Origin of the sequence: Pseudomonas sp. 2822-15 (assembly GCF_002742515.1) — a bacterium.
In the GTDB taxonomy this organism is placed as follows: Bacteria; Pseudomonadota; Gammaproteobacteria; order Pseudomonadales; family Pseudomonadaceae; genus Aquipseudomonas; species Aquipseudomonas salomonii.
The window spans coordinates 457,323-471,406 of sequence record NZ_LJRY01000156.1; the positions used below are offsets into that span (position 1 = coordinate 457,323).

Annotated in this window: 12 protein-coding genes; 4 read left to right on the forward strand and 8 right to left on the reverse strand. The window is 61.4% G+C overall.

The features are described 5' to 3' along the window. Window positions 1–90 precede the first annotated feature (90 nt). Genes AOA59_RS03885 through AOA59_RS03895 form a run of 3 tightly spaced genes read left to right on the forward strand, consistent with a single transcriptional unit; the run spans window position 91 to window position 3,667 of the window. Complete coding sequence (locus AOA59_RS03885; RefSeq protein ID WP_065928901.1) at window positions 91–1,992, forward strand: sensor histidine kinase; 1,902 nt, start codon at window positions 91–93, stop codon at window positions 1,990–1,992. Beyond that, entirely contained in the window at window positions 1,992–3,329 is a 1,338-nt protein-coding gene (locus tag AOA59_RS03890; protein ID WP_065928900.1) for a sigma-54 dependent transcriptional regulator, read from the forward strand. The genes AOA59_RS03885 and AOA59_RS03890 overlap by 1 nt, the downstream gene beginning before the upstream one ends. After that, on the forward strand, window positions 3,329–3,667 hold the full coding sequence (locus AOA59_RS03895) for a GlpM family protein (protein WP_069786192.1): 339 nt from the start codon (window positions 3,329–3,331) through the stop codon (window positions 3,665–3,667). Before AOA59_RS03890 ends, AOA59_RS03895 begins: the two co-directional genes overlap by 1 nt. Before the next feature lie 179 nt (window positions 3,668–3,846). Here the strand turns inward: AOA59_RS03895 and AOA59_RS03900 are convergent, their stop codons facing one another. From AOA59_RS03900 to AOA59_RS03925, 6 genes are read right to left on the reverse strand one after another with little or no spacing between them, the layout of a single operon-like run. After that, the gene (locus AOA59_RS03900) at window positions 3,847–5,244 is read right to left on the reverse strand and encodes a sigma-54 dependent transcriptional regulator (protein WP_099486000.1); all 1,398 of its coding nucleotides are present in this window, start codon (window positions 5,242–5,244) and stop codon (window positions 3,847–3,849) included. Next, complete coding sequence (locus AOA59_RS03905) at window positions 5,234–7,012, reverse strand: HAMP domain-containing sensor histidine kinase (RefSeq protein ID WP_065928898.1); 1,779 nt, start codon at window positions 7,010–7,012, stop codon at window positions 5,234–5,236. Before AOA59_RS03905 ends, AOA59_RS03900 begins: the two co-directional genes overlap by 11 nt. Next, a complete protein-coding gene (locus AOA59_RS03910) occupies window positions 7,012–8,136 on the reverse strand; it encodes a GNAT family N-acetyltransferase (protein ID WP_099486002.1) in 1,125 nt (374 codons plus the stop codon). The genes AOA59_RS03905 and AOA59_RS03910 overlap by 1 nt, the downstream gene beginning before the upstream one ends. 9 nt (window positions 8,137–8,145) lie before the next feature. Then, entirely contained in the window at window positions 8,146–9,036 is an 891-nt protein-coding gene (locus AOA59_RS03915) for a carboxylesterase (RefSeq protein WP_065928896.1), read from the reverse strand. After that, window positions 9,033–10,427: an aspartate aminotransferase family protein gene (locus AOA59_RS03920; protein ID WP_099486004.1), complete on the reverse strand. Its 1,395-nt coding sequence runs from the start codon at window positions 10,425–10,427 to the stop codon at window positions 9,033–9,035. The genes AOA59_RS03915 and AOA59_RS03920 overlap by 4 nt, the downstream gene beginning before the upstream one ends. Next, window positions 10,420–11,130 carry an MtnX-like HAD-IB family phosphatase gene (locus tag AOA59_RS03925; RefSeq protein ID WP_065928895.1) on the reverse strand — a complete coding sequence of 237 codons (711 nt, stop codon included), beginning with the start codon at window positions 11,128–11,130 and terminating at the stop codon, window positions 10,420–10,422. The genes AOA59_RS03920 and AOA59_RS03925 overlap by 8 nt, the downstream gene beginning before the upstream one ends. 225 nt (window positions 11,131–11,355) lie before the next feature. On the opposite strand from AOA59_RS03925, the gene AOA59_RS03930 reads away from it, so the two are divergent. Beyond that, window positions 11,356–12,126 (forward strand): MipA/OmpV family protein, encoded by a 771-nt coding sequence (locus AOA59_RS03930; protein WP_099486006.1) that lies wholly within the window; start codon window positions 11,356–11,358, stop codon window positions 12,124–12,126. A 121-nt stretch (window positions 12,127–12,247) separates the two neighbouring features. On the opposite strand, the gene AOA59_RS03935 is transcribed toward AOA59_RS03930, so the two are convergent. Both AOA59_RS03935 and AOA59_RS03940 read right to left on the reverse strand, forming a co-directional pair. Continuing rightward, window positions 12,248–12,901, reverse strand: coding sequence for a DsbA family oxidoreductase (locus AOA59_RS03935; RefSeq protein WP_099486008.1), 654 nt, complete (start codon window positions 12,899–12,901; stop codon window positions 12,248–12,250). A 58-nt stretch (window positions 12,902–12,959) separates the two neighbouring features. After that, window positions 12,960–13,979, reverse strand: coding sequence for an alpha/beta fold hydrolase (locus tag AOA59_RS03940; protein WP_069786187.1), 1,020 nt, complete (start codon window positions 13,977–13,979; stop codon window positions 12,960–12,962). Window positions 13,980–14,084 lie beyond the last annotated feature (105 nt).

The following is a 14,084-nucleotide window of genomic DNA, read 5'->3' on the forward strand; positions in this document are numbered from 1 at the left end:
CGGGCAAGCCCGGCTCCCACATAATCAAATTGCCCACACAACCGGGTTCGCAACAGGGCTGACAGCGCTGGTTGACCCAAGGCATCTGTGATGAAATGCGACCCCAACCAATTTCGCGCCGCACCGCCATCACTTGCCGTGAAACCTCGTCTGATTCGCCAACTGTTCCTGCCGCCGTTGATCATCGCCCTGATGATCGGCCTGGGTTACATCGGCTTCTGGGTCAGTGAGTACTATGGCATCCGCACCCTCAGCGACAACGGCGAGCGCCAGCTCGAACTGCATGCCCGCACCGTCGAAAGCGAGCTGAGCAAATACACCTACCTGCCCAGCCTGCTGGAGCTGGAATCCAGCGTCTCCAGGCTGCTGGCCGACCCGAGCCAGGAAACCCGGCAAACGGTCAACGGTTACCTCGAAGGCCTGAACCGACGCAGTCGCAGTCGGGCCATCTACGTGATGGACACCACCGGCCGCGTGCTGGCCACCAGTAACTGGCGCGATGCCGACAGTTACCAGGGTGAAGACCTGTCCTTCCGTGCCTATTTCCAAAATGCCGTACGCGGCCAGCCCGGCCGTTTCTATGGCATTGGCAGCACCAACGGCGAACCCGGTTACTACCTGGCCCACGGCCTCGAAGAGCATGGCAAGATCATCGGCGTGGCCGTGGTCAAAGTGCGCCTTGAAGCCCTCGAAGAACGCTGGCAACGCGCGCGTCTTGAAGCCTTTGTGAGCGACGAAAACGGCATCATCATCCTTTCCAGCGACCCGGCCCGGCGCCTCAAGGCCGTGCGCCCGCTGAGCGATGACACCAAGGAACGCCTGGCCCACAGCCTGCAATATTACTGGGCAACGTTGAACGAGCTGGAGCCGTTGGCCCGCGAGCGTCTCAACGAAGGCTCCGAGAAACTCACCTTCCCGGCCAACAGCGAAGTGGTCAACGACGAGCGTGAAGTCAGCTACCTGGCCCAGACCCGCCCGCTCAGCGACACGCCGTGGAACTTCACCCTGCTGACCCCGCTTAACGACCTGCGCCGCGCCGCGATCAATCAGGGCATTCTGGTGGCGGTCGCCTTTGGCCTGGTCGCGTTCCTGCTGATCGCCTGGAACGAGCGGCGCAAAGTCATCGCCACCCGCCTCGCTGCGCGCGAAGCCTTGCAGGAAGCCAACAGCCAGCTGGAACGACGGATTGCCGAACGCACCGCCGACCTGCGCGCCAGCAACGAACGGCTCAAGGGCCAGATCCGTGAACGCCGCCAGGCCGAAGAAACCCTGCGTCGCGCCCAGGACGAACTGGTGCAGGCCGGCAAGCTGGCCGCCATCGGCCAGATGTCGACCAGCATTGCCCATGAATTGAACCAGCCGCTGGCGGCATTGCGCACGCTGTCGGGCAACACGGTGCGCTTCCTCGAACGTGGCGCCCTCGACACCGCCAGCGCCAACCTCAAGACCATCAACGAGCTGATCGACCGTATGGGCCGCATCACCGCCAGCCTGCGCTCGTTTGCCCGGCGCGGTGATGACCAGGGCGAAGCCAACCTGGGCAAAGCCGTGGACGCCGCCTTCCAGGTGCTGGGCGCGCGCCTGGACGGCTTGCCATTGACCGTGCACCGCGACTTCGCCCCCGCCCGGCTGCAGATCGACCAGACCCGCCTGGAGCAGATCCTGGTCAACCTGATCGGCAACGCGCTCGATGCGATGCAAGCTCAGCCGACCCCCGAACTATGGTTGGACGGCCAGGGCACCGACGGTAAATACCGTCTGCACGTGCGCGACAATGGCCACGGTATCGACCCCGAAGCGCGCAAACATTTATTCGAACCGTTCTTCACCACCAAACCCGGCGAACAAGGCCTGGGCCTGGGCCTGACCCTCTCCGCCAGCCTGGCGGCGGCCACCGGCGGCAACCTCGCCGTGGAACACCCGGCCAGTGGTGGTACTGCCTTTGTCTTGTGCCTGCCGTTGGTGGGCACCCAAAAAGCTGAGTCGACATGATGAGTACCGATCCTAAAGACCTCACCGTTCTGATCGTCGAAGACGACCCCCATGTGCTGCTCGGCTGCCAGCAAGCGCTGGCGCTGGAAGACATTCACAGCGTGGGCGTGGGCAGTGCCGAGGAAGCGCTCAAGCGCATCGGCGAGAACTTTGCCGGCATCGTCATCAGCGACATTCGCCTGCCAGGCATCGACGGCCTGGAGCTGCTGACCCGCCTCAAGGCCCTGGATAAAAGCCTGCCGGTGGTGCTGATCACCGGCCATGGCGATATCTCGATGGCAGTCGGCGCCATGCGTAACGGCGCCTACGACTTCATGGAAAAACCCTTCTCCCCCGAACGCCTGGTCGATGTGGCGCGCCGCGCCCTTGAGCAACGTGGGCTGGCACGGGAAGTCTGGTCGCTGCGCCGCCAACTGGCCGAGCGCGACTCGCTGGAAGGCCGCATCATCGGTCGCTCGCCCGCCATGCAGAACCTGCGCGAGCTGATCGCCAACGTCGCTGACACCTCGGCCAACGTGCTGATCGAAGGCGAAACCGGCACCGGCAAGGAACTGGTCGCGCGTTGCTTGCACGATTTCAGCCGGCGCCACGACCACCAGTTCGTTGCCCTGAACTGCGGCGGCCTGCCGGAGAACCTGTTCGAAAGCGAAATATTCGGTCACGAAGCCAACGCCTTTACCGGCGCGGGCAAGCGGCGTATCGGCAAGATCGAACACGCCCATGAGGGCACGCTGTTCCTCGACGAAGTGGAAAGCATGCCAATCAACCTGCAGATCAAGCTGCTGCGCGTGTTGCAGGAACGCACCCTGGAACGCCTGGGCTCCAACCAGAGCGTGGCGGTGGATTGCCGGGTGATTGCCGCGACCAAATCCGACCTTGACGAGCTGAGCCGCGCCAGCCAGTTCCGCAGCGACCTGTACTACCGCCTTAATGTGGTGACCCTGGAATTACCACCGCTGCGCGAGCGCCGCGAAGACATTCTGCAGTTGTTCGAACACTTCCTGCAGCAGTCCTCCTTGCGTTTTGACCGCAGTGTGCCGGAGCTGGACAACCAGACCGTATCGACCCTGATGAGCCACGACTGGCCAGGCAACGTGCGTGAACTGCGCAACGTCGCCGAGCGCTTTGCGCTGGGCTTGCCGGCCTTCAAGAAAAGCGGCGCCGGCAGCAGCAATCACGGCCTGGCCTTTACCGAAGCGGTGGAAGCCTTCGAGCGCAACCTGCTCAACGATGCCCTGCAACGCAGCGGCGGCAACCTCACCCAGGCGAGCCTGGAACTGGGAATGGCCAAGACCACGCTGTTCGACAAGGTCAAGAAATACGGGTTGAGCCACTGATGGACTTACTACTGAAAGCCGCCCTGGGCGCGGCGGTGGTGCTGATCCTGGCGGCGCTGGCGAAGACCAAAAACTACTACATCGCAGGGCTGGTGCCGCTGTTTCCGACCTTTGCGCTGATCGCGCATTACATCGTCGGCAAGGGCCGTTCGCTGGACGACCTGAAGACCACCATCCTGTTTGGGATGTGGTCGATCATTCCGTATTTTGTGTATTTGGCGACACTGTATGTGATGGTCGACCGCATGCGCCTGGAGGCGTCACTCGCCGTGGCGGCGGTGGCGTGGCTGATGGCGGCGACCGTGCTGGTGAGCGTGTGGGTACGCGTCCACGCCTGACACACCTCAAACTGATCGTTCCAACTGTGGGAGCTGGCTTGCCTGCGATAGCATCAACTCGGTGTGCCTGATGTACCGAGGTGTCTGTATCGCAGGCAAGCCAGCTCCCACAGAAAATCAGCTCTTCAGTGACTGATCGTTCCCACGCAAAGCGTGGGAACGATCGGCATCAAACACTTTCAGCGGATGATCTTCTCGACCTGAATCCCCAGCTTCTTCAACCGATACCAAAAACTCCTCTCGGAAATCCCGATCTTCGCCGCCGCCGCAGCCTGCACGCCATTGCTCTCGTTCAGCGCCGCCATGATGTAGGTTTTCTCAACCTCAGCCAGCGCCGCATCCAGGTCGGCAGGCACGCCCGGTGTGTCGCCCAGCAGCGCCGTAACGCCGTCCTCGGTAGGCTTGGACGCAAACAGGTAAGCCGGCAAGTCAATGTCTTCGATCACCGGCGAGGCCGCCACGATAGTCGCCCGCTCTACACAGTTTTGCAGCTCACGGATATTGCCCGGCCAGTGGTAAGCCGCCATCGCCTGCAATGCCTCGGGGCTGAAGCCGGTGATGCGTTTGCCCGCAGTAGCACTCAGGGTCTGGGCGAAGTGGCGAGCCAGGGGCACGATGTCTTCGGCGCGCTCGCGCAGGGCCGGCAACGGGATTGGGAATACATTGAGGCGGTAATACAAGTCTTCGCGAAACTCTTTATTGGCCACCGCATCCAGCAGGTTCTTGTTGGTGGCGGCGATCACACGCACATCCACCTTGCGCTCGCGGGGGTCGCCCACCGGCTCGATCACGCGCTCCTGCAAGGCCCGCAGGATCTTGGCCTGCAACGCCAACGGCATGTCGCCCACTTCATCCAGAAACAAAGTGCCCTGGTCGGCCTGCATAAAGCGCCCTACCCGGTCGGCCACGGCGCCGGTAAAGGCGCCTTTGCGATGGCCGAACATCTCGCTTTCCAGCAAGCCTTCGGGAATGGCCGCGCAGTTGACCGCCACGAACGGTTTGTCGGCGCGGCTGCCATGTTTGTGAATCGCTCGCGCGACCATTTCCTTGCCGGTGCCGCTCTCGCCGGTCAGCAGGATGGTGGCGTTGCTGTCGCGTACCGAATCGACCGCGTGCAGCACCTGGCGAAACGCCGGGCTGTCGCCCACCAGGCTGTCGAACTGCGCATGGTGATCCAGCTCGGCGCGCAGGCGTGCGTTGTCGCGCATAATGTCGCGAAACTGCAAAGCCTTGGCCACAGTGATGTCCAGCTCGTCGATATCGAACGGCTTGGCAATGTAGTCATAGGCGCCGTTGCGCATCGACTGCACGGCGTTTTTTACCGTGCTGTAGGCGGTCATCACGATCACCGGCAACTCCGGGAAGCGCACTTTTATCTCGGCCAGCAGCGCCGGCCCGTCCATGCCCGGCATGCGCCAGTCGCTGATCACCAGGTCGATGTCTTCCTGCTCCAGCACCTTGAGCGCGTGCAGGCCGTTGCCGGCGGTAAACACCTGGATGCCATTCTGGCTCAAGGCCGATGACAGCAAGTCGCAGAGCTTGGGCTCGTCGTCGACTACCAATACGTTATGCGTCATGAACTTCCTCATCGTCGCCGTCGTCTTCGCCATGGGCCGGAATGTACAGGCTGAAGGTGGCGCCGGCATCTTTCTCACTGGCACATTCGATGCTGCCGTCATGACTTTCCATGATCGAATAGACTTTAGCCAGCCCCAGGCCCGTGCCCGAGGCCTTGGTGGTGACGAATGGTGTGAAGATGCGCTCGATCATATCGGCCGGAATGCCTTGGCCGGTGTCGGCGATGCTGATCACCGTATTGCCGTCCACGCTGCGAATGCCCAAGGTCAGGCGCCCGCCGCCGGGCATCGCGTCGATGGCGTTGAGGATCAGGTTCAGGCACGCCTGCTTGAGTTGCTTGGCATCGGCATAGATCGTCGCGCCGGGCGACTGGTCATCGATGTGCGAATCGATGTTATGGGTGGCCAGTTCCGGGCTGCAAAAGCCGAGGATTTCTTCCACCACCGGGCGCGCCGCCTGCAACACACGCAGGGGCGGATTGGGCTTGGCGAAATCCAGAAACTCGGTGATCAGGTCGTTGATGCGGCTGACTTCGCTGATCACGTATTCCAGGTGGCGCTTGTCGGTGTCCGGCAGGTCAACTCGGCGGTGCAACAATTGGGTGGCGGTCTTGATGATGCCCAACGGGTTGCGAATCTCGTGGGCCAGGCCCATGGCGACCTCGCCCAACGCATGCAGCCGGTCACGACGGCGCAGTTGAGCTTCAAGGTGATGCAACTCGCCCAGGCGCTCGGTCATGTGGTTGAAGGTGCTGCTCAGTTGCGCCAGCTCATCGCCGCCGGTGACCAACACGCGATGCTCGTAATTGCCCGAGATCACCGCGTCAACGCCCTGGGATAAATCGCGCAGCGGTTTGGTCAGGCGGCGTGACACCAGGACCCCTGCGCCCAGGGACAACGCCGAACTCAGCAGGAATATCAGCACGAACAGGTTGCTCTGGTTCACCAGCCCCACCAGGCTGGTGTGGCGCAACAGGCCGCTGAAGATCACGCCTTGCAGTTCGCCGGAGTCATTGAAGATCGGCCAGTACAAACCGCTGTAGTTATTGGTGAACTGCTCGCTCGGCTGCTTGGTGGCGCGCATGGCGGTTTCGACATTCTTCGGGATGCGCGAAGGGTGGTTTTCAAAACGCTGGGTCGAGAATATCTCGGAAAACCCTTGGGGGTTGGCCAGGTACAGGCGCAGGTCGAGGGAATGCACATCGGCCACGCTGGTGAGGAAACTGCTGTCCAGGTACGTGGCCACCAGCAGCAGGTAATCGACGCCCTCCTGGGTGGTTTCGAATGTGGAGACCACCAGGCCTGTGGTCACGCCGGCCACTTGCACGGTCTGCAATACCGCGTTGCTGGTCAGGTTGATCTGCTTGACCACATCGTCGGCGGCGGTGCTGAACACCACTTTATGGTCACTCACGCGAATCAGCGCGACCACATCGATATCGGTGGCGTCGGCGATGTCGGCGGTCAGGCGGTCATGCTTGGCCGCTTGCTTGCTCGACGGCGGCGCGGTGTAGCGCAGGAACAGTTTGGCCATGCGCGCGTTGTCATGCAGGATGTCGCCGATTTCGTCCTTGACGATCTTGGTCGATTCTTGCAGCCAGATGCGCACGTTGCTGTCGAAAATCTGCGACAAGGTGGTCGCCGCCAGTTCGGCCGCGATCATGGTCGGGATAACGCTGACCAGCCAGAACGCCAGCACCAGCTTGCGCTGGACGCTCCAACGCGAAATGGCAAAGGGGCGGGCTTTTTGGCGGGTCTTGGTGATCATCAGGTTTCGCTTATCGCAGCAGCCATGGCAGGGTCGGATCGATCCGGTCTTATATACATTTTCACGAGCTTGAGCACGCTGTTGACCAGCCGGTTACGGTGACGGAAGAACATGCTGTTGCCCCGGAACTCACAGCCCAGGCGCAGCTTACTGGCATAACCCTCCTGACCGCACTCGTACAGCGGGATCTTGTGTGCAATACAGTAGTCGACATTGGTCAACCAATAGCGAAAGTACAAACTGTATTCACGGGTGAATTCACGGTCATGCCCGAAAAACTTATCGACCAGGCGGTGCTCGTCCAACAGCACCAGGTTGAACGCTACCAGCCGCTCATCCACCCAGTAAAGAGCACAGACCGCACGCCCTTGCAGCCGTTCCAGGATGCCGGTGAAGTAACTCGCCGGCAGGCGTTCGAACTGCAAATCGGCGCGGCTGAGCGTGTCTTCGTACAGGCGCATCACCTCAGGCAACACATCATCAATCCTGTGCCGCCACTCGACCCGTGGGCCTGGCGCGCGCAACTTGCGGCGCAGGTCTTTGCGGGCCGCCTTGCACAGCGAGCCGAGGTAGGCGTCCACCGAGCCGTAAGGCACCGTCAGCCAGCCACTGGGCAAGCTTGGCATGCTCTGAAAGCCCGCCTGGCGGCAATTGTCTGCCCAGTCGAGGTCATTGGTCGGCACGTCTTTGACCGCCACCAGGCCAATCCCGAAGGTATCGGCGTCCTGGCGGGCCGCCTCCAGCAAGTGCTTGATCAGCAGCGGGCGCTGCTCCTGGTGCACGTGACTGGCGATACCCGCGTCGCAACGCTCGGCCACCGGCGAACCGATGGCGTACAACTGCAAGCGCAAAACACCCGGGCACAGTCGCTCCAGGCGCTCGGTAAAGCGCTTGCCGGCGCCCGACACCGTGGTGTCGAGGCGATAATAAGTGATGAACGCGGGGGCAACGGCCACCAGCGTTTCATCGTCGTAGACGGCCAGGTAACGCCACTTGAAATCATCGATCGCGGCGTTTTCCACGGCGACGTAAAAATCCCAATCCTCCAGGGCTGCGGGAAAGCAGTCATTCCAGGCGCAACGCGGGATGGCCCGGATAGTCGAGAAGGCTTGGGCGGTAATCACGTCTAGTCCTTAGGCTGATGCCCGCTGTCGATAATCCACGGGTGCCTGTACAGCCGGGGCGGCGTGTTGCTCGACAAATTCTGCGCTCAACTCGATCACCCGGCGGTATTGCAGGTCGACGGTGATCATGTGGTAGCAGTTATCCAGCAGAATCTTGGTCACCGGGCCACCGAGGTGGCGTTCCACGTAATCGGCGTTCCAGCGGCTGGTGATGTCGTCCTCGATGGAGTGCAACACCAGCGCCGGTACCTTGATCTCGGGCATGCGCTTTTTGACCACGGCGTTCATGCGGTGCAACTCGCGCACCGTGATGCCTTCCATGGTCAACAAACCGGCCTCGCTGCTTTCGCCTTCCTTCATCTGACGCTCGACGATCGCCCGCAGGCGCTCGTTCTTGATGCCGTAAGGCGGCTTCTCTTCGAAGCGGCAGATGTGCACGCCGAACGGGATCTTCATCAGCAACGGCGTCAAAAACGCCAGCTTGTTAATGCTCCAGCCGTCGTACTTCAAGGTGGTCGAATACATCAACAGCCCGGCCACTTGCCCTGGGTGCTCGGCGGCCACATACATGGACATCACCGCGCCCATGGACAAGCCACCGACAAACACCTGCTCGTGGCGCTGCTTGACCTGCGCAAAGGTCTTGCGCACGCCTTCGTACCAGTCCAGCCAGCCGGTGGCCTGCAGGTCGCTGTTATCGCCGCAGTGCCCAGCCAGTGTGGGCACGTACACCGTGCAGTTACCCGCCTTGGCCAGACCTTTGGCGACCTGGCGCAATTCCGTCGGGGTGCCGGTCAGGCCGTGGATCAACAGGATCCCGACCGGACCTTCACCGAGAACGAAGCCGGCATCACCTTCACCGAGGTCGATCCCGATGCTTTTTAACTCAGGAGCATTCACCGCTTGGTCGCTCGCACCAGCAACTGCTCAAGGAGTTTCAGGCCCAGGTCGATTTCCGGGTAGCTGATTTCCAGGGACGGTGCCAGGGTGATCACGTTTTTGTAGTAACCGCCCACGTCGAGGATCAAGCCGAGTTTCTGGCCATCCAGGATCATGTCGCCCTTCATGCCTTCTTCGACCATGTAGTCCAGGGTCGCCTTATCCGGCGTGAAGCCATCCGGGCCGCAGATTTCGCAGCGCAGGGCCAGGCCCAGGCCGTCGACGTCGCCGATGATCGGGAAACGTTTCTGCAGGTCTTGCAGGCCTTCCAGGAAGTATTTGCCCTTGGCCATAACCATCGCGCCGTAGTCGACTTCGCTGGTCATCTTGAACATTTCCAGGCCTACCGCCGTACCCAGTGGGTTGGAGGCGAAGGTGGAGTGGGTCGAACCTGGCGGGAACACCTTCGGGTTGATCAACTCTTCACGGGCCCAGATGCCGCCCAGCGGGTTGAGGCCGTTGGTCAGCGCCTTACCGAAGACGATCACGTCCGGCTGCACGTCGAAGTGCTCGATCGACCACAGTTTGCCGGTGCGGTAGAAGCCCATCTGGATTTCGTCGGACACCATCAGGATGCCGTGCTGATCCAGCACTTGCTTCAATTCGCGGTAGAAGTTCATCGGCGGGATCACGTAGCCGCCGGTGCCCTGGATCGGCTCGACGTAGAACGCTGCGTATTCGCACTGGTTGGTTTTAGGGTCCCAGACGCCGTTGTATTCGGTCTCGAACAGCCGCGCGAATTGCTGCACGCAGTGGCTGCCGTACTCTTCTTTGGTCATGCCTTTAGGGCCGCGGAAGTGGTACGGGAACGGGATGAAGTTGGCGCGCTCGCCAAAGTGGCCGTAGCGGCGACGGTAGCGGAAGCTCGAGGTGATCGACGAAGCGCCGAGGGTACGGCCGTGGTAGCCGCCTTCGAAGGCGAACATCAGGCTTTTGCCGTTGGAGGCGTTACGCACCACTTTCAACGAGTCTTCGATCGACTGCGAACCGCCGACGTTGAAGTGCACGCGACCGTCGAGGCCGAATTTGTTCTTGGCGTCGACTGCGATCATTTCCGACAGCTCGATCTTGCCTTTGTGCAGGTACTGGCTGGCGATTTGCGGCAGGGTGTCGATCTGCTGTTTCAGCGCGTTGTTCAGGCGCGGGTTGGCGTAGCCGAAGTTAACGGCCGAGTACCACATTTGCAGGTCGAGGTAGGCCTGGTCTTCGGTGTCCCACACGTAGGAGCCTTCGCAACGGCTGAAAATACGCGGCGGCTCGATGTAGTGAACGGTGTCGCCGTAGGAGCAGTATTTGGCTTCTTTATCCAGAAGAATCTGGTCTTCGGCGGTAGCGATACGAATATCAGACATGGTGGAAGAGTTCCTGATTTTCAACAGAGAGGTCGGCGGCAAAGGCGCCGGAGTTAGCGGCGATGCCTTGTGGCAAAGCGGTCAGCAATGCGGGCAGTTCGGCAAAGGTGTCGAAGCGCGCATGGGGAATATTGTTGGCTTCGCAGTACTTGGCGAGACTGCCTTTGGCGAAGACGAAGTCGGCGGTTGAAGCCACGCACATGTCGGACTTGCCGTCGCCGATCACCAGCACGCGCTTGTTGCGCGGGGTGGATTTGCACTTGCAGTTGCCGGAGGCGGCGCGACAGGCATCGCTGGAGTACGGGAAGTCGATGCGCCAGCTGTTCTGGTCGACCTGGCGCAGGCGGTTGGCGAGGATCGGCAGCAAGGTCACGTAGTTGCGCGACAGGATGCGCGCGATGCCTTGTTCGATGCCGTCGCTGACCACTTCGATGGTCGCGCCCAGGCCCATGACGTGATCGACGAAGTCCGGGAAGTCCGGGTCGATCTCAACGCTGTCGAAGTACGCCAGCAGTTCAGCCGGGGTGGCTTTGATCAGCGCCAGTTGACGGCTCAGGCATTCGCGGGAACCGATATGCCCATCCAGCCATTCCTGTTCGATGGTTTCCCACTCAGGGCCGGCGAAGCGCTGGAGGACGTTGTCGATGACGTCGGTGGGGGTGATGGTCCCGTCGAAGTCGCACACGATATGCCACTGGATCATTGCGTTTACCTGGAAGAGGAGCGCTCTGTGCGCTTGTGCCAGGGGTATTGCAGAGACTGTGCCAACTGGCCAAAGCCCAGCGGGGCTGGGGTTTTGGTCGCTATGCAGGGTGATTTGTGTCGCAGGAGCTACAATTTTTGTAGCTTGCTACAAACAAGATGAGTGCTTGCGTCAGGGAGGCGCTTCGCGCGTGAATGCGCGCAAGTTCAGATAAGGAAACGCTCCATGTTCAAGGTTACTTCTGCTGTATTCGCCGGCTTGCTGGGGCTGTGGGGCTTTTCCAGCTCGGTATTGGCCGAAGGCATCACCGGCGAAGTCGGCGCAGGCGTCAGCTACCAGCCCCACGACCCGACAGGCAGCCGCTACGAAACCCGGCCGATTCCCTACTTCGATCTGGACTGGGGCAATGTGAGCCTGGGCACCGACGATGGCCTGACCTGGAGCGCACTCAATACCCACGGTTTCACCGCCGGCCCGTATATCAATTACTTGCCGGGGCGCACGGCCGATCGCTCGCTGCGTGGCTTGCGGGATGTGCCGGACATGGCCGAAGTCGGGGGTTTCATCCAGTACGCACCGGCCGAGTTCTGGCGCGTGTACGCCCAGGTCGGCCAGGCCGTCGGCGGCCCGCGTGATCAGAGTGGTGTGTTGGGCAAGGTCGGTGGCGAACTGGGCTACCCGCTGGGCGGCGGCATTATCGGCAGCACCGGCCTGATGGCGCATTTTGCCGATGCGCGCCAGACCCAGGCGTTTTTTGGCGTTGACGATAAGGAGTCAGCGGCGTCCGGCATTCGCGCTTATAACGCCAGCGCGGGCTTTCAGAACCTGACGCTGACCCAGAGTTTCGAGTTCCCGCTGGCGACCCATTGGTCGCTGTTGACCAGCGCCAGCTGGACACACCTGGTGGGTTCGGCGGCCAACAGCAGCATCGTCAAGGAGACCGGCAACGTGAACCAGGGCCAGGTGCAGACGGCGATCAGCTACACGTTTGACTGAGCCATTGATCGTTCCCACGCTCTGCGTGGGAAGGCATCCTGTGACGCTCTGCGTCACGACTTCAAGAGCAGGACGCGGAGCGTCCGGGGCGGCATTCCCACGCAGAGCGTGGGAACGATCATCAGGCCTTGGCTTCCTGGATGATCTGGCGAATCGCACCCACAAAGGCCTCCGCCGGCTGCCCACCGCTGACCGCATATTGGTCGTTGAACACGATGGTGGGGACTGAAGTCACACCGCGTGAAATCCACAATTCTTCCTGCTCACGGACTTCAGCAGCGTATTCGTCAGACGCCAGAATTTCAGCCGCACGCTGGATATCCAGCCCGACACTCTCGGCGATGATCGCCAGCGTCGCGTGGTCGGACGGGTCTTTCCCATCACTGAAATACGCCTTGAACAGCGCTTCCTTGAGGTTGTATTGCAACCCTTCAAGCCCCGCCCAATGCAGCAGCCGGTGCGCATCAAAGGTGTTGTAGATGCGGCTCTGCCCGTCCGTGCGAAAGGCAAAGCCCAGCGCCGCGCCCATGTCGCGGATACGCGCACGGTTGGCCTGGGACTCTTCGGCGGTGGAGCCGTATTTTTCAGTGATGTGCTCGACGATGTTCTGCCCTTCGGCGGGCATCTTCGGGTTCAGCTCGAACGGCTGGAAATGAATCTCGGCCTGCACCTCGCTGCCCAGTTGGTCGAGGGCTTCGGTCAGGCCGCGCAGGCCGATGATGCACCAGGGGCAAGACACGTCGCTGACGAAATCGATTTTCAGGGGAGTACTCATGGCAGGCAACCTCGCTGGCAGTATTAATGCGCCGTAAAGGTTGCACGATACACCAACTTCACAGCAGCTTCGAAGGCTCGCCCAGGTCAATCTGCGCCCAATGCGCGGCATCCTCACGATGGGCTTTGAGGTACGGCAGCACTGCCGTCAGCAGCGGCGCCTTGAAGGCTTCCTGGAAACGGTGGGCCATGCCCGGTATGAGCTTCAGCTGGCTGCCCTGGATATGCGCAGCCAGGTGTACACCGTGCATCACCGGCAACAGCGGGTCGGCGGTGCCGTGCACCACCAGGGTCGGCACGCGCAACTGGTTAAGCAAAGGCACGCGGCTCGGCTCGGCCAGAATCGCCATGATCTGACGCTTAACGCCGTCCGGGTTGAAGGCGCGGTCGTAGGACAGCGCAGCCTGATGCAACAGCGCCTGGCGATCATCTTTCACGTTGGGGCTGCCCAGGGCGGCGAGTAAATCGGCTTGTTGTTCCAACGCCACTTCACGGTTCGGCGCACTGCGCCGCGACAGCAACTGCACCAACGCGGCGTTGGGCGCCGGCAGGCCTTCGGCGCCGGAGCTGGTCATCACCAGGGTCAGGCTTTCGACCCGCTGCGGCGCCATGGCTGCCAGATGCTGGGCGATCATGCCGCCCATGCTTGCGCCCAGCACGTGGAATTGCTGGACCTGCAGCGCGTCCATCAAGCCCAATGCATCGTCGGCCATGTCGGTCAGCGTGTACGGCGCCGCCACCGGCAAACCGAGTTTGTAGCGCAGCACTTCGAACGTCAGGTTGGCGCTGGCGGGTGCCTGGCGCCAGGTGGACAGGCCAACGTCACGGTTGTCGTAGCGAATCACCCGAAAACCCTGTTCACACAAGGCCACCACCACTTCATCCGGCCAGTGGATCAACTGCCCGCCCAGGCCCATGACCAGCAGCAACGCAGGGTCGGACGCTCGGCCGATACTCTGATAGGCGATGCTGACTTTTTCCAGGTCGACCGTTTGGGTCGGGACATTGACATCACATCGAGAAGCCGCAAAGGACGGCAGGCCGAACAATAGAGCGGCCAGTAAAAACCACACGCGCATGAAAAACACCGAAACGCAGAACCCCAGTAGAGCGCGAGTCTGATGAAGTTTGTTCAAGCGCGCTGCCACAGTTGCGTGACAGTTTGATGAAGTACGCCCAACGGT

Coding starts and splice junctions, on each gene's coding strand:
- AOA59_RS03895 (WP_069786192.1), top strand. CDS start 3,329: ATGGACTTACTACTGAAAGCCGCCCTGGGCGCGGCGGTGGTGCTGATC.
- AOA59_RS03900 (WP_099486000.1), bottom strand. CDS start 5,244: ATGACGCATAACGTATTGGTAGTCGACGACGAGCCCAAGCTCTGCGAC.
- AOA59_RS03925 (WP_065928895.1), bottom strand. CDS start 11,130: ATGATCCAGTGGCATATCGTGTGCGACTTCGACGGGACCATCACCCCC.
- AOA59_RS03920 (WP_099486004.1), bottom strand. CDS start 10,427: ATGTCTGATATTCGTATCGCTACCGCCGAAGACCAGATTCTTCTGGAT.
- AOA59_RS03930 (WP_099486006.1), top strand. CDS start 11,356: ATGTTCAAGGTTACTTCTGCTGTATTCGCCGGCTTGCTGGGGCTGTGG.
- AOA59_RS03885 (WP_065928901.1), top strand. CDS start 91: ATGAAATGCGACCCCAACCAATTTCGCGCCGCACCGCCATCACTTGCC.
- AOA59_RS03890 (WP_065928900.1), top strand. CDS start 1,992: ATGAGTACCGATCCTAAAGACCTCACCGTTCTGATCGTCGAAGACGAC.
- AOA59_RS03935 (WP_099486008.1), bottom strand. CDS start 12,901: ATGAGTACTCCCCTGAAAATCGATTTCGTCAGCGACGTGTCTTGCCCC.
- AOA59_RS03905 (WP_065928898.1), bottom strand. CDS start 7,012: ATGATCACCAAGACCCGCCAAAAAGCCCGCCCCTTTGCCATTTCGCGT.
- AOA59_RS03940 (WP_069786187.1), bottom strand. CDS start 13,979: ATGCGCGTGTGGTTTTTACTGGCCGCTCTATTGTTCGGCCTGCCGTCC.